Below are 22,874 nucleotides of genomic sequence, written 5' to 3'. Positions count from 1 at the left end.
AGAAAACCTTTCTTCACCACAGAATATAGCACGATACTAAACTTAGGAAAGAATATACTACGATACTAAATTTAGGGTTCGGAACTCTGTTTGTCTTCAAAACGTCTAACAATGCGAGAAAGTTCCGCCTTTTCATCGATACTAACGCGAGTAGGAGCACCGCTGATAATCCGTTCGTAGTTTCGGAAAGAATCTTTGATATCGGGCCCGTCAGCAGTAATATTATACTCACGAATACCTTTATCATGCCAAGACCCGCGCATTTTAAACACGTTAATTGCCCGCGACATTTCGCCGCGAATTTCTACGTACTGTAACATTAGAATTGTATCGGTAATCGTGGAAATATGAGAGTCAGTAATCGAATGCGCCCCCAGAAATTGATCGGTTGTGTTAGTAAAGAAACCAGTAATTTCTTCTTGTTTAGCATAACCCGTCACACCAATTACAAACTGCCGAAATGCATTATTTGTGACTCCTCTAGCTAGGGCTGATAAAGAATCAATGGCAATTCGAGCGGGTTTGAAGATAGCAATTTCTGATTTAATAATTTGTAAGTGATCTTCTAAACCAGTTGATTCAGGATAGGTACAGATAATTTTGAGTAAACCTTGATCTTCTAATTCTTCAAAATCAATTCCCCAAGAGGAAGCATTACGAGATAGTTGGGCGCGTGATTCTTCATAAGCAAATAATATCGCCTGTTCTCCATTCAAGCAGCCATCTTGAATAAATTTACTTACTAACAGGGTTTTACCAGTACCGGTCGCTCCTGTTGCTAAAATAATCGAATCTTTAAAGAAACCACCGCCACACATTTCATCTAAGGTTTTGACACCAGAAGATACTCTAACATTAGAAGATCGTTGAGTTAAGCGCATTGCTCCGAGTGGGAAAATGTTAACCCCTTCATTAGTAATCGTGAAGGGATACTCGCCTTTCATGTGAGTTGTACCGCGCAATTTGAGAATTTCAATGGTGCGGCGGCGGCGTTCTCCTTCTAACACGTTGCGAACAATTACTACGTTATCGGAAACAAATTCTTCGACTCCAAAAGAGGCAACAGGCCCATATTCTTCACTGCGTTCAGTGGTAATTACAGTGGTTACACTCAGTAGTTTGAGACGTGCTACCAGGCGGAAAATTTCGCGTCGCACTACTCCCATCGCTTCATATTGCTGAAATACTGCTGTTATTGAGTCGATTGAAACTCGTTTAGCTTTATATTTACGGATGGCATATTGCAAGCGCTCAATGAGTGCAGAAAGGTCAAAGTTTCCCACGATATCTTGACCTTCTGGATCGGGAGATGCATCAAGAATAAATAATTTGCCTTCTTCGATTAAGCGGGGCAAGTTCCAACCAAAAATATTGGCATTTTTAATAATATCGCTTGGTGATTCCTCAAAGGTTACAAATACTCCTGCTTCATCAAAGTAGGTAATGCCGTTATAGAGAAACTGAAGAGAAAATAAGGTTTTGCCTGTGCCGGATGTACCACTAATCAAGGTAGTTCTACCAATTGGTAAACCACCGTGACTAATATCGTCAAATCCCTCGATCATCGTCCGAATTTTTTCTACACCTCTAATTATCGGTGGTTGTTTTGATTCTACTGGCTCGTTTTCACTCATTGCTTGATAACAAAAGGGTATTAAAACCTGTTTTTTTATTACTAACTAAAATTTGTACTCAGTTTTTTATGATTAAAATTTTACTCTTCAAAATCTTCTTCACTCAATTCTTCATAGAGCAAATCTAATCCAATCAAAACTCTTTCTCTATCTGAAAGATCCCCAATAATTTTGCGAACGGGTGGAGGCAAAATTTTAGATAATGTTGGTGTTGCCAATATTTTATCTTCTTCTGCCAGCTGCGGGCTTTTCAGTACATCAATCACTTTTAAAGCATAAACACCTTCAAACTCCTGCTCTAAAATATCTTTGAGTGTTTTTAATGCCCGGACTGAATTCGGGGTGTTTCCTGCTACGTAAAGTTTAAGAACGTAGGTTTTTCTGGCTTTAATCATATACTTAATAGTTAGTCATGAGCATAAAAATAATCAGATGAGTGCATTGGTAGTAATTAACAACAGTGGCTTGTTCCAAGTGGAATCTACAGCGATAAACTTAATTTATTTAGAAATCGAACTCCGATAAACTTCGCACAGGTGAGCCAGAATATCTATCAACGTTAAGCGGTAATCAAGTAACGTTTCATTGCTTCTGCCTTCTAACTTTAACTGGTGAGAAAAGTCATCAATTATCTCCATGTGAATTTCGATGATTTGGGGCACAGGAATATTAGCATAAAATATAGTGTTGATAAATTTATCAATTTTTTCTTTAAGTGTTTTGTCTGTAGTAAAATAATCTATAAGAATCAGGCTATAATCTGATTTAAGCTGTCTTAATAATCCTTGTCTTTCTGCTGGAGTCATCTCCTGAAAGTGCTGTTGGCTTTTTTGCATCTGACTGGCAAATACATAAACGTACTTGCTAGTGTATGCCTGACTTGGATTGAGTTGCGGCCAATTTGGTAAGTAGTTGATTTTTACAGAAGTCGTTGCCGTAATAGGCAGGTAGCAAAGTTGGGTAATAATTGCGTCAATCATTTTCCATACCCACCTACTGAAACCTTTTAGGTTGCCTAAGTCAACTGGGTTATTTAAGCATTTATTAACATCAGATTGCAGAATCAATATTGGTAATAACATCTATTCTTGAATATATCTCCTCGATCGCCCTGACCAAGAAACACGGGCTGATAAGTTTAGCTAACGCTTCTAGGGCAATACTGGGTGTGCAGTAAACTGGTAATTTAACCCTGAAAGAACGCTTTATGTTAGCAGATAGTGCTAGGCACTCAACAATCTCGTGCAGCAACTAAGTGGTAGGACTTAGTTTGTCTTTGATGATAAGGTGTCCGTCGGCATGAGCAAGACACAGTAGCTAATTCATGATTTACATATCTATGTACATAAGTAGATAGATTTTTTTATATTGCTCCTTGATTAAGATACTTAAACGAACTTAAAGGATTGTCGCATTCCAAATCATTATAATTCCTCAAGGTTCTAAAGCGAATCTTTGGGGTCATAATTGTTTTAGCCGTCGCTATCGATGAGGAGTTTAAATACCAGTAAGACACTGGGAAGGCTAATTGCTAAAAATGGGAAACGTCGCCTAATCGAAAAAATACACTTGTCTGCAAGCAAGTGTCCGTTATGGGAAATCCCGTTGTTTTAATGGCGTTGAAATAACCAGAGTTGCTTATATGAGTCTTCTTAAAGGATATGACTTCAGGCGAAAAGACCATCAACTGGCAGATGGAAATGCCGGAGGGTTCCACAGGAAGAATGACCCCAAAATCCCTATGTTAATGCTAGATTACCCGCTTTATGACTTTCAGGCAACCGTACCTAGCTGCCCCCAAACAAGTTCTTTGGCAATGGTGTTGGAGATTTTTGAGCAGGAGCAGTGCGATCGCTTGGTAGTAGTAAATCATCAGCAATGCCCCATCGGATTGCTGTATTCTGCCCGTTTAATCCCAAAATTATTAGGCCAAAGCGACGATAAAAATCTAAATTTACACCAATCACTCTCTACCTGGGGTCAAGGTCTAATTGAGCCAATCCAGACAATATCAGCTTCTGAGCGTGTAGAGCGATTAAGCTTGCGCTGGTGCGATTCCCAAGTCGAAAAACCCCAAAACTTAGATTGGGCGCTGATTGACTCTGATGGTCGATATTTGGGGCTACTGGATAGTTCGCGCCTGTTGCGATCGCTAGCTCAAGAACGTATGGCGGGTTTACAAAGGTCTAGCGAGCATCGCCATGAATATAATGCTGCGCCAAAGGAACCGAAATCCTTAGGACACCAGCCACTAGTACACCTGCTAGAAAGACTGCCTTGGCCTTTGATGTTGCAAACGGGCAATGGCGAAGTGGTAGCGCGGAATCCCGCCTGGTGGCAGCAATTAGGAACCTTGAAAGATCCAGAAGGAGTTAGGCAACAGGTGGAGGCAATACTTGTCCCTAACCGCTCCGAAATAGCAGAATATGTCACCCAACCAGCAATCAAGGTTCATCCCAATGGTAGTGAAGAGGAACTGACTCCGCAAGAAACATCAGGTGATGCTGCATACAGCCGATGCTATTTGGATAGTCAGGTGGGTACTTGTACCTGCGTTGTCGAAGTGCAAAATGGTCAAGAGCGAATCTGGCAATTTGCCAAAATTCCTTTAGATAGTCCTGAGTTTAAAGTGATGAGTGCTGAAGAGGAGGTGACACTCAGCACTGATTTGTGGTTGATTTTAGCCACTGATGTCACCGAACAGCAGCAGCTTTGTAAAGAACTAGCAGCGAAGAATGCTGATTTAATTCAACTAAATCGGTTAAAAGACGAGTTTTTGGCTTGTATTAGTCATGAACTCAAAACTCCCCTAACTGCCGTTTTAGGATTATCACGCTTGCTCGTGGATCAGCAGTTGGGAGAACTCAACGAGCGTCAAGCCCGTTATGCAGGACTGATTCATCAAAGCGGACGGCATTTGATGAGTGTGGTTAATGATATTTTGGATTTGACCCGGATGGAGACGGGACAAATGGATTTGACGCTGACTCCGGTGAAAATTCAGGTTGTGTGCGATCGCGCCCTCTCGGAAGCCAAAGCGATCCACACTCAAACCACCAAAGCGACATCTACCTCGCCACCTCCAAATGCGCGTTCATCTGCTCCCCAATTCTGTCTTTCCATTGAACTAGGCTTAGATCAAATGGTGGCAGACGAATTGCGCTTACGTCAGATGTTAGTACACCTACTTTCCAACGCCTTTAAATTCACCGAAATATCCGGCGAAATTGGGCTGCGGGTGAGTCGTTGGGAAGGCTGGATTGCCTTTACCGTTTGGGATACAGGTATTGGCATTCCCGAACATCAGCAACACTTAATCTTTCAAAAATTCCAACAACTAGAAAATCCCCTCACCCGCCAATTTGAAGGCACTGGTTTGGGGCTGGTATTAACTCGCGCCTTGGCTCGTCTCCACGGCGGAGATGTCAGTTTCTTATCTCGTGAAGGTAAAGGTAGCCAATTTACCCTACTTCTACCGCCCAGTCCCCCGAAAACAGGCTTTTCGGAACCAGATATGGGAATCAGAGAAGACGGGGAGACACGATACCAACCGACACGGGAAAACTCCTCAGCAGCTCGTCAGCAAGTTAGTACGCCCACACAGCATCATCCCGCGAGTTCGCAACGATTGGTCTTGGTAGTTGAGGCTGTAGCTCGATATATTGAAGACTTGACCGAACAACTCAAAAGTTTAGGATATCGGGTAGTGATTGCGCGATCGGGGACAGAAGCAGTCGAAAAAGCGCGGCGCTTGCAACCAATAGCGATATTTTTAAATCCGTTGCTACCCCTACTATCAGGCTGGGATGTGCTGACTTTATTAAAATCTGACACCGCAACCCGTCATATATCTGTAATTGTGACAGCGACGGGAGCCGAAAAAGAGCAAGCATTTGCTAACCGAGCCGATGGTTTCTTAAGTTTACCAGTAGAGCGTCAGGTATTAGCACCAGTTCTAGAAAAATTATGTACCGTACAAGCAGTTTTGCAGCCAGGGTTAGAGAAGGGTGCAATTATCCCAACAAAAACCCCACTGCGAATTCTCAGGTTAGTGAATCCCCAGCTAGAATCGGTCAATCCCCACCCCTCACTGCGAGAACATCGGGTGATTGAAGTAGATGACCTAGATCAGGCAGAACTTTTGGCGCGGGTATGGCAGTTTGATGTCATTTTGCTAGATGTAGAAAGTACCACCGCCCAAATTTATCTACAAAAACTAATTGGACATCCACGTTTAGCAGCCATACCACTGGTTACTTGCGATGTTGCAACTACCTTAATCGCTTCTAAAATACCAGGGCTATCGGTATTTCCTTACTTAACACCATTTGCTAAAGACAACAACAGTCGCGCCGAGAAAACAGATGCCTTACTATCGGTACTAGAAATTGCTTCAGGTATTTGCTGCCCTCCCAACATCTTGGTAGTGGATTTAACAATGCTACGGGATTTCCCACAGGTAAGACGCAGGACAGCTAAGGGTTATCGGACAGAAAAAAATTGCTCTATTAGTAGTGAAACTGCAAAACGGGGGTCTGAATGGTTTCAAGCTTTAATTCAATACCTCCAAACAGCAGGATTCAAAGCGGCGATGAGTCCTTGTTGGGCAGAAGTGTTACAACAAATTCGCCACGAAAGCGTTGATTTACTGCTAATTTGCTTAGGAGAATCTGCTATCCACAAAGATGTACTCAAAGCACTGAAAACATTGGGAGATTCGCCTTTAAAGTTGCCACCAATTTTGGTACTAAATCAGCGATTAAATCGCTCAGAAACCAGTTTCCTGAATGGGGTAGCTGATCAGGAAATTGACAAGCAGAAGAAAAATGGTTTGGAATCGATAGAAACTGTTGTTGGTGCGATCGCTACCCAAATCTTACCGCGATCGATATCAATGGAAGACCTATTAAGCCAGATTAATCAAGCTTTAGTTACCAATGGTTACAATGGCAAATGTTAATGATTATTGAGAAGAAACTGGTGGCGATGTCTACGACGGGCTACGCCTACACTATAATTCCTGTTGCTGGGTAGCAGTTTAGGGAACTCCAAGAATTAATTGGATATTTTTTTATTTGGAAGTCCCTTATCGAACAGAATTCAGGAGTCAGAATTCAGTTGGGCATTCTGTACGACACAACGATCGGCGGTAGTTGAGCGACTTGCCCTGAGCGCGGTCGTACCCCTCCCCTTCGGGAAAGCAAGCTACGCGGGTAGCATCCCGTAGGGAAGGGAGTCGAAACTTAGTGCATCGCAGCGTTAGCAAGTATTTTCGAGTCGCCTCTTGATTCTGAATTCTGAATTCTGACTCCTGAATTCTTCTTCAACGTCTGTTAATCCAAACGAGAACCACTATATACAGTACCTTAGAAATTAGAAATACAATCTCCAAAAAGTGGGGGCAATGTTAAACCAATTCGCAATTACGTTTTGTGACGGGGATTTAGACCTCGACACAAAACGTGGTGTCTATAGAGGCAGGAGACTTAAACCCCCAAAGTTTGTTAAAACAAAACGAAAACATGAGGATAAAAATCTTTAGAAGCATCTTTGCTGCGGTCAACTTCGGGCTAATTTCTGGAGGATTAGTTAGCTGTGTTGTTGAAGCACCACAGCCACCTGCACCAACTGAGCAACAAAAACCAGTCGTACAACCTACCCCGCAGCCTAACCAGACAAAGCAAAAGGACAAAGATAACGGCGATAAAAATGGCGATCGCAAAAATAATAAAAAAGATGACGAGCAAGACGATAACGACTAAATAAAGGCAAAACTATCACCTTTATCCTGTTCTTTGAGTTGACATTTATGCTTATCAAACAAACTTCTACTTCACTTGGCGATACTTTACGCCACCGACGGCAACAACTAGCCAACCTGATTGATTTTCCAGTAATTCTGTGGTCGGGTAACAACAATCCGCGCAACTTTCCCGCCAATACCTTTCCGTTTCGTGCTAGCAGTCATTTCCTCTATTTCGCCGGACTGCCATTACCAAAGGCGGCGATTCGTCTAGAAGCGGGTAAGCTAGAGTTATTCATCGACGATCCGTCACCCAGTAGCGCCCTTTGGCATGGAGAAACGCCAACCCGCGAGGAAATAGCCGAGAAGATTGGGGCGGATGTGGCTCGACCAATGGCAGAATTAGAGTCTTGGCTAGAAGATGCTGCTACACTTGCTGTCCAAGATGCTGGTACTTGGACGCAGCAATCCCAATTATTAAATAGATGGGTTTTACCACAAAGTCCCCCCCAAGGAATTGAGTTAGAGTTAGCTAAAGCGATCGTTTCTCTCCGCCTCAGCCACGATGATGGCGCATTAACCGAGTTGCGAAAAGCTGCGGCTATCACTGTCAAAGCTCACAAAGCTGGGATGGCTGCAACACCCCAAGCTAAACTAGAAGCAGAAGTTCGGGCAGCGATGGAAGGGGTAATTATTGCCCAGAATATGACCACCTCTTACAACAGTATTGTCACTGTTCGCGGTGAAGTTTTGCATAACGAGCAATATCACAATAGTTTGCAACCAGGAGACTTACTACTTGCCGATGTTGGCGCTGAAACTGAGATGGGTTGGGCGGGTGATGTGACTCGCACATGGCCAGTTTCGGGTAAGTTTTCATCTACCCAAAGAGATATTTATAATGTGGTGTTGGCAGCTCATGATGCTTGCATTGCCAAGATACAACCTGGTGTAGAGTATGAGGATATTCATCTGCTAGCAGCTACAGCGATCGCTGAAGGTTTAGTAGAGTTAGGCATTTTACAAGGAAATCCCCAAGATTTAGTAGAAATCGATGCTCACGCCCTGTTTTTTCCTCATGGTATCGGTCATCTACTGGGTTTAGATGTGCATGATATGGAAGATTTGGGCGATTTAGCTGGGTATGAAGAAGGACGTGAAAGGAGCGATCGCTTTGGCTTAAGCTATCTTCGTTTAAATCGTCCCCTGCGTCCAGGAATGTTAGTCACAATTGAGCCTGGTTTTTATCAAGTACCAGCAATTTTAAATGATGCCAACGTGCGTTTAAAATATGAAAATGTGGTAAATTGGCAGCGTTTATCTGAATTCGCCGATGTGCGTGGAATCCGCATTGAAGATGATGTTTTAGTTACTACAGAAGGAAGCGAAGTTTTAACAGCCGCATTGCCAAACGATGCCGATGCTGTAGAAAATCTAATTACACCCTAACCCTCCCCGATGCATTGGCTATCCATTAGTCGCATCTTTCTTAACATTGCTGTAAGTCAGATCCTGAGAGGATGACAGATTCTTTAATTCTTTCTATTGTGCTTTTGATTTCTGCAAGCCGCACACTCGTGACTTCCAGTCATGAGTTAGGCGCTCCATATTCTGTTAAAATCAGAATATAGCGAAAACCAAGCTAAACTGAACCACGACAACTGAAGATATGGGGTTCCACTAGGAAATAGATATTTTTTATCGATCCTCTAGTGGGTAAAATCTTTAAGGTACAGAGGTTAAACATACTTAGACTTTTTAGGTACTTGTTTAAAAGTCGCCGTCGGTGCGCCGGAGACTTCAAAAACGCCTGTGGAGAACTTGTAAGACCTGGAGCAATTCAGGCACAGATCGTTGAAGCAGGAATCACACGACTTCAAGTCGTGTGAGGTTCAAGTGGGCATTACGGATATCTCATGGCTGAAAATACGCCGTAGAGAGGAACGAGCATCGCGTCTGAATCCCCGACTGATTTATTCTGACTCCTGAATTCTGACTCCTGAATTCTTCTTCAACAATTTGTTAATTAAAGATCCGGGTAATAGATAGCCGCTTCGGGGAGAGAAATAGAAGTGGGATTTTTAGTATACTTTACGATTTTTCAAACATCCTCTTACACAAAAACTCAAAGCATATTAACTAAATTATCAAATTTTTATATAAAACATCCTACGCGATCGCACTAGCCAAAGACAAAGCCTAGAATCTCTGCGGGAACTGCTACCGACTTTCAAACAAAGATTAGACAACCGCAAGCAGCTATTAAAAGAGGGAGCAATTTCTGGCGATACAGTCCTCCAGTCACAGCAAGATTACTTAAATGCTGTAACCCAAATTAACGAAGCTGAATCTCAACTCAAGCAATTGGATGTCAAAGAAGCAGATGCCCAGCGCCAATATTTAGAAAATATCAACTCAATCAAAGATTTAGAAACCCAGTTAAAGCAACTAGATAGTAAAGAAGCGACATTGGCACAACAAGATTTAGAAGCCGTAACTACCCGCCAGAAAGAAATTCAAGAAGTGCGGCGGAATATTGTCCAATTGGCGCTGCAATTATCGAGCAATAGCTTAATCAAAAGCACTTACTCAGGAAGGGTTTTAGAAATATCAGCGACACCAGGGCAGGTTGTCTTACAGGGTACACCCATAGGAGCGATCGCTGCACAAAAGCGATCGGTTCAACCTGTGAGTGTGGCATTTTTTCCCGTTGGTGAGGGTAAGCAGATTCAACCAGGGATGAAGTTACAAGTCACACCTAGTACAGTACAACGCGAACGCTTTGGCGGCATCATCGGTGCTGTCACAAATGTGTCAGATTTTCCCGTGACTAAAGAAGGTGCATTAAGTGTGGTAGGCAATTCCGAATTTGTGGAAGCTTTAATGTCACAAGGGCCACAGATGCTAATTACTGCGCGACTGCAACCAGATAATTCGACCTTCAGCAACTACAAATGGTCTTCTTCCCAAGGGCCACAAATGAAAGTCACTTCTGGAACTACCACCTCAGTACAAGTTACCGTCGAAGAACGCGCCCCAGTTACATTTGTACTGCCAATTTTGCGATCGTGGAGTGGGGTTTATTGAAGAGGGGAATGGGGAATGGGGAATGGGGAGTGGGCATTGGTGTCAAGTTAACGTGAAACTTTTGTCAAGACGTAATATTCAGTTTTTTCGCTTAGCATTGCTCACCGCGTTACCCCACCCTAACCCTCCCCTTGTAAAGGGGAGGGAACCGGATTTATTTTTCCCCCCTTTACAAGGGGGGATTAAGGGGGGTAAAACGTTTGTGGGACAAGCATTTAAGCTTAAGTTGACACCAATGGCGACACGAGCGCCCATAACCGAGGGCGGGCAAGATGCCCACCCCACAAGATTGGGTAATTTATTTGTTGGAAGTCCCTTAACGGAGTTCAAAGACTCGTTAACGGAGTTCAAAGACTCGTTAACGGAGTTCAAAGACTCATTAATGGATAGGGCTTACGCAAAAACTCTCTCAAACTCTTATTACTTTGTGTCCTTTGCGTCCTTTGTGGTTTGTTTTTTCATAATTTTGCGTAAGTCTTAATAGAGTTCAAAGACTCGTTAACGAGTATCAAAGGCTCATTCCCAATGCCCAATCAATAAATGATCATCTCACTTCTTCGCGTTGCTCCTATGATATTGTGGCGAAATCTGCAAAACTTACTAAAGCCTAAAAATAAACGGTGTCGCACTCCGACTCTGCTGCAAATGGAAGTAGTAGAGTGTGGTGCTGCGGCTTTAGGAATTATTCTGAGTTACTACGGTCGCATTGTGCCGATTGACGGAACTCCGACAAGCGTGTGGTGTATCCCGCGATGGGGTTAGTGCGTTAAATATCTTGAAGGCTGCCAGAAATTATCGATTAACTGCTAAGAGCTTTAAGACCAATTTAGCCGCCCTGTCTCAGTTAAAATTTCCCTTCATTGTATTTTGGCAATTTAACCATTTTCTAGTAGTAGAGGGATTTGGCAAACAGCGAGTTTATCTTAATGACCCCGCGACTGGGCGGCGCACCGTTTCTCTGGAAGAATTTAGCGGTGCTTACACGGGTGTAGTGCTAGCTTTAGAGCCGAGTTCAGAATTCCAAGAAGGGGGACGGAAACCTAGCACTATCCTCGCTTTATGGTCACGGTTGCGAGGCTCCATTGGGGCATTGATTTACTGTGTGCTGGCAGGATTTTTGTTGGTGATTCCGGGACTGGCCATACCTGCATTTTCCCAAGTATTTGTAGATAACGTATTAATTGAACATCGGAATGAATGGTTGCGCCCGCTCATTTTAGGGATGATTTTCACAGCCGGACTGAATGGATTTTTGACACTACTACAGTTACAGTTTTTGCGTCAGCTGAAAATTAAGTTGTCGGTGGGCATGGAGAGTAAATTTCTCTGGCATATTTTACGCCTACCCGTGAGTTTTTACGATCAGCGATTTGCTGGAGAAATTAGTAGCCGTATACAACTCAATGACAGTATAGCTAATATGCTTTCGGGTAAATTAGCGACTACAGCGATCGCCACAGCGTCAATATTTCTGTATGTAGTAGTGATGCTGCAATATGATGTAGTGCTAACCTTAATTGCGATCGCCTTTGTCGCTATTAATCTTGCTGCTTTACAGTGGGTGAGAGGGCGGCGTGTCGATGCCAACATCAAACTGCTTCAAGAATATGGCAAAGTTAGCGGCGTGGCAATTTCTGGCCTTCAGAGTATGGAAACACTCAAGGCTTCAGGGTTAGAGTCAGATTTCTTTTCTCGCTGGGCGGGTCATTATGCCAAAGCCATCAACACCCGACAGGAATTAGAGACAACAAACCAGACATTAGGAGTTTTACCAGATTTCTTGTCTGCGATCGCTTCCATGCTGCTTTTAGCTGTAGGCGGTTTGCGAGTCATGGATGGAACTATGAGCATCGGTATGTTAATAGGCTTTCTCGGCATGATGCAAAATTTTTTCCAGCCGATAAGTAATCTCGTCAACCTGGGAAGTGACCTGCAAGAGATGGAAGGTAATCTGACTCGCCTTGATGATGTCTTGCATAATCCCATTGATTCGCAGTTACAGGAAAAAGGCAGGGAGCAGGGAGCAGGGCGCAGGAAGCAGGGAGAATGGGAAGAGGTAGGGGAGATCAGAGAAGAGAAGTTTTTACCAAAATCTCCCCTCCGCCCCCCGCACCCTGCCCCTCTGCCTCTTGCCAAACTTCGGGGATATGTTGAATTAAGCAATGTGACATTTGGCTATAGCGAAATTGCTCCACCACTGATTGAAAATTTTAGTCTCTCACTTCAGCCAGGGCAGCGAGTTGCTTTGGTGGGTGGGAGTGGTTCTGGTAAGTCTACCATTGCCAAACTTTTATGCGGATTATACCAACCGTGGCAGGGAGAAATTTTATTTGACGGTAAACCCAGAGAGCAAATTTCCCGCCAAGTATTAGCTAATTCTATATCTGCGGTAGAGCAAGAGATTTTGTTGTTTGCTGGCAGTGTCAGAGACAACTTAACGCTTTGGGATACCACTATACCTGAAAGTCATTTAGTGCGAGCTTGTCAAGATGCAGCACTTCATGATGTCATCCTCTCTTTGCCAGGAGGCTATAGTGCTGACCTCTTAGAAGGTGCCACCAATTTGAGCGGTGGTCAACGGCAACGATTGGAAATTGCCCGTGCTTTGGTGAATAATCCCAGTATCCTAGTAATGGATGAAGCTACTAGTGCCTTGGATGCTGAAACAGAAAAAAATGTCACTCGTAATCTGCGTTTGCGCGGTTGCACTTGCATAATCGTGGCGCATCGACTCTCAACCATCCGAGATTGTGATGAAATTATAGTCCTCGATCGCGGCCAAATAGTTCAACGGGGAACTCACGAGGAATTACGGCAGATTGAGGGACTTTATTTACAGTTGATTCGCAGTGAGGGAGATAAGGGAGATAAGGGAGATGGGGGAGTGGGTGTACATACAAGTCGAATTACCCCCCTTAATCCCCCCTTGCAAAGGGGGGAAACAAGAGAATCTGGTTCCCTCCCCTTTACAAGGGGAGGGTTAGGGTGGGGTAATTCGATAACTTGTGTGTACACCCTATCAAACCAAGGAGAATGCTATCGTTTTCAGGCGAATCAATCGCTGCTATTAAACGATCCGCAGACAATTTGGGTAGTAAAATCCGGGTACTTGGCGCTATTTGCGATCGCTCTTAATGATGACATTCCCGAAGGAACTCGCCGCTATTTATTTAGTAGCACCGCCGGACAAGCGATGTTTGGCACTGCACCAAGTTTAGATGGTAAGCAGCACCAGATTTTAGCGGTGTTCCTTGAGGAAACAGAACTCATAAAAGTATCGAGAGCCGAGTTTAATCAGTTGTTTGCTGATGCTAATAGCGAAGCAGTAGCTTTCATTGAGGGCTGGATTTCTCAATTAGGTTCGGTAATTGCTGGCATCACTACGCCAACGACACCACTATTACCCCAAGGAATTCAGTACTATTCCTTAGCGAAAAACCAAATATTCCAATCTCCGGGTTATGTAGCATGGGTACAAATCCTCCAAGGGCGGGCTAAATGGATGGGGTTTGGCGATTTACTGTTAACTCCTGTTTCTGGAATGTTACCTCTGCATCCAAATATGTGGTTAGAGGCAAATGATACAGTTGAGTTGAAAACCGCTACCACTTTAGAAATTTCAGATTTAGATTCCTTGTTAGGCGGTTTGTCTCAACTACAAACTTATTTCCTGAACTGCATTGAACTACTGCAACGCCAAGAGATGGATGCAGAATTACTCAGATTTGAAGCTAGGGAACGTCTTGAAAGTCAAGTCATGGAAGAGACTTTAGCAGAACTAGCATCTGTATTGCCACAACCGAAGTTAAACAGGTTAACTGGTAGCTCAGAATTTAGTAATAGTGTTGATGCAACTCAACCAGATCGAGCCTTGCTAGTTGCTGCTGGTGCAGTCGGACGAGCATTAGGCATTCAGATTTGTCCCCCAGTAGCGTCAGAAGACCCGAAACGAGTGCAAGATCCTGTAGAAGCGATCGCCCGCGCTTCGCATATTCGGGTGCGGCGGATTCAGTTGCGGGATAACTGGTGGCAAAAGGATTGCGGGGCAATATTGGCATTTACGCTTCAGGACAAGCAACCAGTGGCACTGTTACCTATATCTGATACTCGTTATCAACTCTACGCTCCTTGGCAACAGAAGCGCATCTCTGTAGATGCCGGCATTGCCGCAGCCCTCGCTCCCACTGGTTACGTATTCTATCGACCTTTACCAAATAAACAGCTGAAAACTTTTGATTTGCTTCAGTTTGCCCTCCAAGGACATTCCAAAGAACTAATTGTAATTGTAGTGATGGGAATTACCATCAGCCTTTTAGGAATGTTAACGCCTCAAGCCACAGCTATCCTCATCGACAAAGCCATCCCAGATGCTAATCGGGGGTTGTTGAGTCAGCTTGTTGTTGGTTTGCTAGCTGCTGCCTTTGGCGGAATGCTGTTTCAATTAGCCCTTGGATTTGCTACCATCCGCCTAGAAACTTTTGCCGATTCTGCCACCGAAGCCGCAGTCTGGGATCGATTGTTGAACTTAAAGGCGACTTTTTTTCGTTCCTTCTCGGTTGGTGACTTAAATTCTCGAGTTACAGCTATTAGTCAAATTCGCCAAAGATTGGGGAATACGATCTTCAAAACCATCTTTTCTAGTATGTTCTCGCTGCTGAATCTGGGACTGTTGTTTTACTACGACGGACAAGACTTAGCTGCTCTGGATGTTCATGCTGTGCGCCGTCAATTAGGCGTTGTCATGCAAAATAGTCGCTTGATGTCAGCCTCAATTTTTGAGAATATTGCCAGTGGCGCAGTACTGACGATGGATGAAGCTTGGCAAGCCGCTCAAATGGCAGGTTTCGCCAATGATGTTGCGGCAATGCCAATGCAAATGCATACAATCGTCAGCGAGGGAGGTAGTAATCTCTCTGGCGGCCAACGACAACGATTATTGATTGCGAGGGCGTTGGCGTTCAAACCCCGAATTTTGTTATTTGATGAAGCGACCAGTGCATTAGATAATAGAACCCAGGCAATTGTCAGTCAAAGCTTAGAGCAGTTAAAAGTGACGAGAATTGCGATCGCTCATCGTCTCAGCACCATCCAAAACGCCGATCGAATTTACGTCCTCCAAGCTGGCAAAGTAGTGCAGCAAGGTAATTTCGTTGAACTAGGAAATCAATCAGGGCTATTTGCACAACTCATGATGCAACAGTTACTTTAACTAAACCAATCAACCTGAAAAAATCGGCTCCAAAACACAAAACACAGAAAAAATTTAACTCTGCGTACCTTTGCGCTTCCCTCAGCGCCCCTACCCTGCGGGAAGGCGTTCGCGTAGCGTCTCGTAGAGAAGCGCCTATGCGTTTCAAAAATAGACCTTGACATTAACATTAATGTCAAGGTGTAGCCTAAGAGAGTCCCTATAAATTCACCTCTCATGCTCTACCCCCAACGTTTAGGCCAATTCACCAGAGAACACACAGATACCGTAGCAGCCCTTCTGTGTGGCTTCCTATTATTTCTCGGATGGTTCGCCTTACATCTCGGTTGGTTGGGATTGGCGTTCCTGCTGTTACTTGCTGCTTATGTAATTGGTGGTTACGAAAGTGCGCGAGAAGGATTAACTACCCTCTTCAAAGAAAAAGAACTCGATGTAGATTTGCTGATGATTGTCGCCGCCATTGGTGCTGCTAGCCTCGGCTTATGGCGAAGAGAATATCATCTAATTATTGATGGGGCAATTTTGATTCTGATTTTTGCCATCAGTGGCGCATTAGAAGGCTATGCAATGGCGCGAACTGAGCGGAGTATCCGTAGCTTGATGAAGCTCACACCAGATACAGCAAGGGTTTTAATTCAGGGAAGAGAAGAAGAAATTCCGATCAGTCAGCTAAAAGTTGGTGATGAGATTGTCGTCAAACCTGGAGAGTTAATTCCTACCGATGGGATAATTTTATCTGGTTACAGCACCCTTAATCAAGCTGCAATTACAGGCGAGTCTTTACCTGTAGAGAAAACAGTGGGCGCAGAAGTATTTGCTGGTACTCTTAACGGCTATGGTGCATTGCAGGTTAAAGTACACAAACCAGCCCAAAGCAGTTTAATTGTGCGTGTGATTCGTTTGGTAGAACAAGCCCAAACAGAAGCACCACCTTCCCAACAGTTTATCGATCGCTTTGAAAAAGGATATGCAAAAATCATTGTAGTAGCTGGCATATTGCTGGCAACTTTACCACCATTTCTTTGGGGTTGGGATTGGGAAACAACAATTTATCGCGCTCTGACTTTCCTTGTGGTGGCTTCTCCCTGTGCGCTAATGGCTGCAATTATGCCCACCCTGCTTTCAGGAATCGCCAATGGTGCAAGACAGGGGATTTTGTTTAAAAATGGGGCGCAGTTAGAGAAGATTGGTAAAGTCCGAGCGATCGCATTTGATAAAACTGGTACTCTCACAACAGGACAGGTACAGGTATTTCAGGTAATTGCAGTTAGTGAATACACTAGTAAGGATGTATTAAAAGCTGCTGCCAGTGTAGAATCTTATTCCGAACATCCCATCGGTAAGGCAATTGTACAGGCGGCTGGTGATTTAGATTGGGTTGGTGCAATCCAAGTGCAAGCTATACCTGGACAGGGAATTGTCGGAACTTTCCAAGAACAACAGATAATTGTCGGGAATGCCGTTTTTGTGCAGCAGTATGTCACAAATTTACCTGAAGAATTGCGAGAAATGGCTCAATCTTGGGAGCAAGAAGGTAAAACTGTGGTTTGGGTAGCACAGGGAGCAGAGGTGATGGGTGTAATTGCGATCGCAGATGAAGTAAGATCCCAAGCAGCAGCAACCATCACTCGGTTAAAGAAACTGGGAGTTGAACAAATTGTCATGTTAACCGGGGATAATCAGGAAACGGCTCACAGTGTCGCCAAAGCAGTCGGAATCGATCGAGTATATGCTCAACTGCTACCAGAAGATAAGCTGGATGTTATTCGCCGTCTACAGCAACAATATCAAACTGTGGCAATGGTAGGCGATGGAATTAACGATGCACCAGCCTTAGCGCAAGCATCTGTAGGTATAGCGATGGGGGTATCAGGCAGTGATGTGGCCTTGGAAACCGCAGATATAGTATTGATGGCAGACAGGTTAGAAAAAATTGCTGTAGCGATACATTTGGGTAGGCGATCGCAACTCATAGTAAAACAAAATATAGTCGTAGCCTTGGGTTTTATTATGTTGCTTTTAGTCGGTAACTTTCTAGGGAATATTAACCTACCCATCGGCGTTATTGGCCATGAAGGTTCCACAGTATTAGTTACCCTCAGTGGACTAAGACTGCTTAAATAAATAATTGATGGATAAATTCCCTGTAGAGACGGCGATTTATCGCGTCTCTCTAATCGTCAAAATGAATTTGACAGACCAGTAGAGCAGGGTAATGGTTTTTGCTGACTGATAAGTGCGATCGCTGTCTTCAACCAATCAATATAAGTCTCTTCTCTACGGATCACCAACTCTAGTACTAGCCTTTGCATAACCTGTTCGCGGTTGGCTGACTCATCACTGAGTAATGGCAAATCGATGGTTTCACATTCAGCCAGCTTTTTACTTCGAGCCGCCAATTGTTGCTCCAGTAGGTGAATGATGGTTTCATTCGACAACTGATCTGCAAAATGCAACTGGACTAGCATTGGTTCTCGTAAAATCGGTAAGGGCTGATGAATCCCCAGCCATCGGCTAAATTCGGTTTTCCCTGGCTCAGTTACACTGTAGACTTTACGGTTGGGGCGATCGTGTTGAATCTCAATGGTACAGGTAATCCAGCCTTGCTCAACTAGCTTATCGAGAGTTCTGTAAATTTGTGCCTGATCTGCTGGCCACAAATGGGCAATGCATTGATCGAAGCAGCTCGTTTTGAGGTCGTAGCCCGTCATTTCTTGCTGCTGAAGAAGACCTAAAATTACATTTGCTAGCGACATGAAGACGGTTTTCCCATAATTGATATTTTCTCGCTCGGTTCTACACTATGTACTTCTTATAATTTTATGCTAATATAGGATTAATCCAATATAAGATATAACGGTTACAAAAAGATAGGTTCATTATAATGCTTCTTGGCAGGGAAACCAAATACATAAAAAACTCCATTCATAAAGGTATGGGCGATCGGTAACTCTTCCCCAGCCCCAATTCTCAATGCTTAGAAATTATTTAAGCCATTGAAGGCTATTGTAACGAGAGGATAAGTAACATTGACTTCTAACACACTTACGCAAAGAATACGTCAGCATCAATATCTGCGTGATTTAAGAAACAAATTACTCTACCTTCACAAGATGTTGTTGGAGACAGAACGCATTGCCTACGAACAGATTAGTGGACGAGTATCAAGTGGAGAACTTCTTCAGCTAGTCATCGCCCATGAACAATTTGCTTGGCTACATCGAATTTCTGAGATGGTTGTGCAAGTAGATGAAATGCTCCAAGCAGATGAACCCATATTGCTGGACGATTTCCAAAAATTGATTGCTGATGTCCGCACGCTGATTGTACCGTTAGAGACAGGCAATACCTTCGAGAGAAAGTATTACAACGCTCTCCAGCGCGAACCTGGTGCTGTGTTGGCACACGCGGAGATATCCAGATTTCTTACCTCTAAGGTTTGATTGTTAATTTACCCAAAAGTGCTGAGTGCAGAAGTAAGAATCGTACTCAGCACTCATCAAGAAAGCTAAAACTATATACGGGAGCAAAGGGAAATTAATTATATCCAGGACTTACGCACTGAGATCCCCCAACCCCTTTAAAAAGCTACCGTGTATACACAAGTCTGAAATAGCTGATTAACCACGGTTTTACCCCACCCTAACCCTCCCCTTGCAAAGGGGAGGGAACTAGATTTCCTGTTTCCCCCCTTGGCAAGGGGGGATTAAGGGGGGTAATTTGACTTGTGTATACATGGTAGCTTTTTAAGGGGGTTGGGGGATCTAGGTTTCAGGCTTCAGTGCGTAAGTCCTAATATCATGTCCGGTAAATTAGTTTTGATAAGTGAACACGAGAGCGTCTCTTAGAGAAGCGATCGCAATGACAAGTCTTTAACTAGTTCCGTGGACTTAATTACGAATTACGAATTATTTTAACTCCTAACCAATGACCAATGACCCATTTGCCCCAATTATCGGACAACAGCAAGCCATAGAATTACTTACTCAGGCTGTCAGACAAAACCGCGTTCCTCCAGCCTACTTATTTGTCGGGCCAGATGGTGTAGGCAGGAGTTTGGCAGCTAGGTGCTTTGTGGAATTGCTATTTTCTAATGGGATGGGAGTTAGTGCGTCTTTACAAAACCGTTTGCGTCAAGGCAACCATCCAGCTTTATTGTGGGTACAACCAACCTATCAACATCAGGGACAACGCTTAACAGCAGCAGAAGCAACCGAAAAAGGACTTAAGCGTAAAGCACCTCCGGTAATTCGACTAGAGCAAATTCGGGAAATTACCGAGTTTTTAGGTCGTCCGCCCTTAGAAGCGCCGAGAAATGTGGTAGTGCTAGAAGAAGCCCAAACAATGGCAGAAGCCGCAGCCAATGCTTTACTTAAAACCTTGGAAGAACCAGGACAGGCGACATTAATTTTAATTGCGCCGACACCTGAATCTGTATTACCGACTTTGGTATCACGCTGTCAACGCATTCCTTTTTATCGCTTAAATACAGAATCTTTGGCTGTTGTACTCACACAAACAGGCCATCAGGAAATTTTGCAAAATCAGGCAGTATTGAGCATAGCAGCTGGTAGCGCTGGAAATGCGATCGCATCTTATGAACAATTACAAGCTATTCCTAATGAGTTACTCGAAGACTTGAAAAAAGCGCCTAAATCTTACCGTAACGCCTTAGAGTTAGCCAAAAAAATTGATAAGGATTTAGATACAGAAGCACAATTGTGGTTAGTTGATTATCTTCAGCAATTATACTGGCAACAGTGGCATCAACCAAGCATCATCAACCAACTAGAACAATCCCGAAAACACCTACTTACTTACGCTCAACCACGGCTAGTTTGGGAATGTCTGCTTTTAGCTATATATCAAAAATCAATAAGCTTGTTGTACTCTGTGTGAGTCCCGATCCAAAACCACAAAATACCATCCTTAACTTCTACACCTAATGCCCTATAGTTTCGCCCTGCGCGGACTGACCAGTATTTACCAACCTTCTTGAAATGCAGTGATGGATGGGAGGGATCAGACTTGAGTAGCTGGTAACATTGATCGGCTATTAGCTGAACCTCTTCAGGCAGAATATTGTAACCTTACCAAAATCGACGAGTTGTGTAATGCATCAAATTGATCGACAGTTTCCCGCCTCAAACTCAGCGATCGCCTCCTGTGCAAAAGCTTCCAGTTTGCCATCAGCAATGTTTTTCTCTAATTGTTGATCCCACCGTTGGTAGTCTAAATCAGCAAACCATTCAATGAGCTTATGATAGTCCTGAGGTGGCAGTTGAAGAATCGCAGACTCAATTTGCTCAAGCGTTAGCATAAGGATACATCACCTTCAATCTAAGTAAATTATAGCTTGCTCAACTAATGATCTTAACCGTGCAGAACCAATCACTTCAGCCAAAAAGCGTCTATCCTTTTGTTGTTCAATCTCTATCGTCATGTTCATAGCCAGTAAAGGTATTGTAATAAAAGCGATTCCTGAATAAAACAAAAAGTTTATATGACCTCAGTTTCTCCTCACAAAAAAGCCAGAGCCTTAAAACCTACCAGCCGCCGCCCTGCGAAGGAACTCTGTAGCGAGTGTGGGCTATGCGATACATACTATATTCACTATGTCAAGGATGCTTGCGCTTTTATTAATCAGCAAATAGGCGAACTTGAACAAGAAACGCACACGCGATCGCGCCATCTCGAAAATCCTGATGAACTCTACTTTGGTGTTCATCAAGACATGATAGCAGCGCGGAAACAGCAACCCATAGAAGGCGCACAATGGACGGGTATTGTGAGCAGCATTGCCATTGAAATGCTTAATTGCGGCTTAGTTGAAGGTGTCGTCTGCGTGCAAAACACCAAAGAAGACCGCTTTCAACCCATGCCCGTCATCGCCCGTACCCCAGAAGAAATACTAGCAGCGCGGGTAAATAAACCAACACTTTCTCCGAACCTTTCCATATTAGAACAGGTGGAAAAATCGGGGATGAAGCGGCTGTTAGTAATTGGTGTTGGTTGCCAAATCCAGGCATTACGAGCCGTAGAAAAACAACTTGGTTTAGAAAAGCTGTATGTTTTGGGTACGCCCTGCGTAGACAATGTTAACCGCGCCGGACTGCAAAAATTCTTAGAAACCACCAGCCGATCGCCTGACACAGTTGTGCATTACGAATTCATGCAAGACTTCCGGGTTCATTTCAAACATGAGGATGGCTCATCAGAAACAGTGCCTTTCTTCGGTTTGAAGACCAACAAACTTAAAGATGTCTTTGCCCCATCTTGCATGAGTTGCTTTGATTATGTCAATTCCCTAGCCGACTTAGTAGTTGGCTACATGGGCGCACCCTTCGGTTGGCAATGGATTGTAGTTAGAAATGACACTGGTAAGGAAATGCTAGATTTGGTGAAAGACCAGTTAGATACCCAACCAGTAACCTCTAAAGGCAACCGGAAAGAAGCCGTACAGCAAAGTATTCCCGCTTACGATAAAGGCGTAACTCTGCCGATGTGGGCAGCAAAACTAATGGGTGTGGTAATCGAAAAAATCGGCCCCAAGGGTCTAGAATATGCACGATTTTCCATTGATTCTCACTTTACTCGCAATTATTTGTATGTGAAACGCAATCATCCAGAGAAATTAGAAGCGCACGTTCCAGAGTTTGCCAAGCGTATTGTTGGGCAATATAAATTACCAGAATAGAAGAGGAGTTAGGAGTTAGGAGTTAGGAGTTAGGAGTTAGGAGTTAAAGAAGTCGCAAGGACGCTCGATGACTCGCTACCGCAACGCTAACGCAAGTACAGTTTTCCCTCACTCCCTTGTCTCCCTTGTCTCCCATCTGACTTTTCACGGGATGTGGAAAGTCAGAGCAAGAGGGTAGGCGATCGCTTTTAAAAGGAGATAGTTGATATTATTAATGCAGCAATTTAGGACAGAAATTATGTCTAATGTCATGATTAACCTGCCAGAAGAAGTGTTTAGCGCCCGTCGCCTGAGTCCAGAAGAGTTTGTTCGTGATATGCGCCTCGCTGCTGCTATCTACTGGTATCAGAAGCAGGAAATCTCGATGGAGAAAGCAGCCTCTGTTGCTGGGTTAAACCGCCGAGATTTTCTAGCCATCCTAGCCCGTGAACAAGTGGATGTCTTTGCCGTTGATTTCTGCAAGCCGCACACTCGTGACTTCCAGTCATGAGTTAGGCGCTCCAT

18 protein-coding genes are annotated in these 22,874 nt (G+C 43.8%); 12 read left to right on the top strand and 6 right to left on the bottom strand.

Annotation, left to right across the window (positions count from 1 at the left end; all coding sequences use genetic code 11):
* Window positions 1–71: 71 nt before the first annotated feature.
* From kaiC to HWQ37_RS07345, 3 genes are all read right to left on the bottom strand, one after another.
* Window positions 72–1,634: a circadian clock protein KaiC gene (gene kaiC / locus HWQ37_RS07355; protein WP_292745379.1), complete on the bottom strand. Its 1,563-nt coding sequence runs from the start codon at window positions 1,632–1,634 to the stop codon at window positions 72–74.
* Between the two features lie 80 nt (window positions 1,635–1,714).
* Window positions 1,715–2,029, bottom strand: a complete 315-nt coding sequence (kaiB, locus tag HWQ37_RS07350; protein WP_069069132.1) for a circadian clock protein KaiB — start codon at window positions 2,027–2,029, stop codon at window positions 1,715–1,717.
* Between the two features lie 105 nt (window positions 2,030–2,134).
* Window positions 2,135–2,716, bottom strand: a complete 582-nt coding sequence (locus HWQ37_RS07345) for a KaiA family protein (RefSeq protein WP_292745377.1) — start codon at window positions 2,714–2,716, stop codon at window positions 2,135–2,137.
* Between the two features lie 560 nt (window positions 2,717–3,276).
* Between HWQ37_RS07345 and HWQ37_RS07340 the strand changes: the two genes are divergently transcribed.
* From HWQ37_RS07340 to HWQ37_RS07310, 8 genes are all read left to right on the top strand, one after another.
* Window positions 3,277–6,594: an ATP-binding response regulator gene (locus HWQ37_RS07340; RefSeq protein ID WP_465249676.1), complete on the top strand. Its 3,318-nt coding sequence runs from the start codon at window positions 3,277–3,279 to the stop codon at window positions 6,592–6,594.
* Between the two features lie 562 nt (window positions 6,595–7,156).
* On the top strand, window positions 7,157–7,396 hold the full coding sequence (locus tag HWQ37_RS07335; protein ID WP_292745375.1) for a hypothetical protein: 240 nt from the start codon (window positions 7,157–7,159) through the stop codon (window positions 7,394–7,396).
* 47 nt (window positions 7,397–7,443) lie between these two features.
* On the top strand, window positions 7,444–8,826 hold the full coding sequence (locus HWQ37_RS07330; protein WP_292745373.1) for an aminopeptidase P family protein: 1,383 nt from the start codon (window positions 7,444–7,446) through the stop codon (window positions 8,824–8,826).
* 717 nt (window positions 8,827–9,543) lie between these two features.
* Complete coding sequence (locus HWQ37_RS07325; protein WP_292745417.1) at window positions 9,544–10,464, top strand: NHLP bacteriocin system secretion protein; 921 nt, start codon at window positions 9,544–9,546, stop codon at window positions 10,462–10,464.
* Between the two features lie 300 nt (window positions 10,465–10,764).
* A complete protein-coding gene (locus tag HWQ37_RS34585; RefSeq protein ID WP_363318093.1) occupies window positions 10,765–10,854 on the top strand; it encodes a hypothetical protein in 90 nt (29 codons plus the stop codon).
* 150 nt (window positions 10,855–11,004) lie between these two features.
* Entirely contained in the window at window positions 11,005–11,226 is a 222-nt protein-coding gene (locus HWQ37_RS34825) for a hypothetical protein (protein ID WP_465249675.1), read from the top strand.
* Window positions 11,180–15,673 carry an NHLP family bacteriocin export ABC transporter peptidase/permease/ATPase subunit gene (locus tag HWQ37_RS34820; RefSeq protein WP_465249674.1) on the top strand — a complete coding sequence of 1,498 codons (4,494 nt, stop codon included), beginning with the start codon at window positions 11,180–11,182 and terminating at the stop codon, window positions 15,671–15,673. The genes HWQ37_RS34825 and HWQ37_RS34820 overlap by 47 nt, the downstream gene beginning before the upstream one ends.
* Before the next feature lie 216 nt (window positions 15,674–15,889).
* A complete protein-coding gene (locus HWQ37_RS07310; RefSeq protein ID WP_292745371.1) occupies window positions 15,890–17,797 on the top strand; it encodes a heavy metal translocating P-type ATPase in 1,908 nt (635 codons plus the stop codon).
* A gap of 56 nt (window positions 17,798–17,853) precedes the next feature.
* On the opposite strand, the gene HWQ37_RS07305 is transcribed toward HWQ37_RS07310, so the two are convergent.
* On the bottom strand, window positions 17,854–18,429 hold the full coding sequence (locus HWQ37_RS07305; RefSeq protein ID WP_292745369.1) for a PadR family transcriptional regulator: 576 nt from the start codon (window positions 18,427–18,429) through the stop codon (window positions 17,854–17,856).
* A 273-nt stretch (window positions 18,430–18,702) separates the two neighbouring features.
* Here HWQ37_RS07305 and HWQ37_RS07300 point away from each other — a divergent pair, with 273 nt between their 5' ends.
* Together HWQ37_RS07300 and HWQ37_RS07295 are read left to right on the top strand one after the other, a co-directional pair.
* Window positions 18,703–19,116, top strand: a complete 414-nt coding sequence (locus HWQ37_RS07300; RefSeq protein ID WP_292745367.1) for a hypothetical protein — start codon at window positions 18,703–18,705, stop codon at window positions 19,114–19,116.
* A 484-nt stretch (window positions 19,117–19,600) separates the two neighbouring features.
* Entirely contained in the window at window positions 19,601–20,572 is a 972-nt protein-coding gene (locus HWQ37_RS07295; protein ID WP_292745365.1) for a DNA polymerase III subunit delta', read from the top strand.
* On the opposite strand, the gene HWQ37_RS07290 is transcribed toward HWQ37_RS07295, so the two are convergent.
* Window positions 20,539–20,754 carry a ParE family toxin-like protein gene (locus HWQ37_RS07290; RefSeq protein ID WP_292745413.1) on the bottom strand — a complete coding sequence of 72 codons (216 nt, stop codon included), beginning with the start codon at window positions 20,752–20,754 and terminating at the stop codon, window positions 20,539–20,541. The genes HWQ37_RS07295 and HWQ37_RS07290 overlap by 34 nt on opposite strands.
* Before the next feature lie 38 nt (window positions 20,755–20,792).
* Window positions 20,793–20,993 (bottom strand): hypothetical protein, encoded by a 201-nt coding sequence (locus tag HWQ37_RS07285; RefSeq protein WP_292745363.1) that lies wholly within the window; start codon window positions 20,991–20,993, stop codon window positions 20,793–20,795.
* Between the two features lie 183 nt (window positions 20,994–21,176).
* Here HWQ37_RS07285 and HWQ37_RS07280 point away from each other — a divergent pair, with 183 nt between their 5' ends.
* Both HWQ37_RS07280 and HWQ37_RS07275 read left to right on the top strand, forming a co-directional pair.
* Entirely contained in the window at window positions 21,177–22,370 is a 1,194-nt protein-coding gene (locus HWQ37_RS07280; RefSeq protein WP_292745361.1) for a Coenzyme F420 hydrogenase/dehydrogenase, beta subunit C-terminal domain, read from the top strand.
* Window positions 22,371–22,608: 238 nt separating this feature from the next.
* Window positions 22,609–22,860 carry a UPF0175 family protein gene (locus HWQ37_RS07275; RefSeq protein WP_292745359.1) on the top strand — a complete coding sequence of 84 codons (252 nt, stop codon included), beginning with the start codon at window positions 22,609–22,611 and terminating at the stop codon, window positions 22,858–22,860.
* Window positions 22,861–22,874: the final 14 nt, after the last annotated feature.

This window comes from Nostoc sp. NMS4 (genome assembly GCF_017115095.1).
Classification (GTDB): Bacteria; Cyanobacteriota; Cyanobacteriia; order Cyanobacteriales; family Nostocaceae; genus Nostoc.
This window is presented reverse-complemented; position numbering and strand designations above follow the sequence as displayed.

Coding starts and splice junctions, on each gene's coding strand:
- kaiC (WP_292745379.1), bottom strand. CDS start 1,634: ATGAGTGAAAACGAGCCAGTAGAATCAAAACAACCACCGATAATTAGA.
- kaiB (WP_069069132.1), bottom strand. CDS start 2,029: ATGATTAAAGCCAGAAAAACCTACGTTCTTAAACTTTACGTAGCAGGA.
- HWQ37_RS07345 (WP_292745377.1), bottom strand. CDS start 2,716: ATGTTATTACCAATATTGATTCTGCAATCTGATGTTAATAAATGCTTA.
- HWQ37_RS07340 (WP_465249676.1), top strand. CDS start 3,277: ATGAGTCTTCTTAAAGGATATGACTTCAGGCGAAAAGACCATCAACTG.
- HWQ37_RS07335 (WP_292745375.1), top strand. CDS start 7,157: ATGAGGATAAAAATCTTTAGAAGCATCTTTGCTGCGGTCAACTTCGGG.
- HWQ37_RS07330 (WP_292745373.1), top strand. CDS start 7,444: ATGCTTATCAAACAAACTTCTACTTCACTTGGCGATACTTTACGCCAC.
- HWQ37_RS34825 (WP_465249675.1), top strand. CDS start 11,005: ATGATCATCTCACTTCTTCGCGTTGCTCCTATGATATTGTGGCGAAAT.
- HWQ37_RS07310 (WP_292745371.1), top strand. CDS start 15,890: ATGCTCTACCCCCAACGTTTAGGCCAATTCACCAGAGAACACACAGAT.
- HWQ37_RS07305 (WP_292745369.1), bottom strand. CDS start 18,429: ATGTCGCTAGCAAATGTAATTTTAGGTCTTCTTCAGCAGCAAGAAATG.
- HWQ37_RS07295 (WP_292745365.1), top strand. CDS start 19,601: ATGACCAATGACCCATTTGCCCCAATTATCGGACAACAGCAAGCCATA.
- HWQ37_RS07285 (WP_292745363.1), bottom strand. CDS start 20,993: ATGCTAACGCTTGAGCAAATTGAGTCTGCGATTCTTCAACTGCCACCT.
- HWQ37_RS07280 (WP_292745361.1), top strand. CDS start 21,177: ATGACCTCAGTTTCTCCTCACAAAAAAGCCAGAGCCTTAAAACCTACC.
- HWQ37_RS07275 (WP_292745359.1), top strand. CDS start 22,609: ATGTCTAATGTCATGATTAACCTGCCAGAAGAAGTGTTTAGCGCCCGT.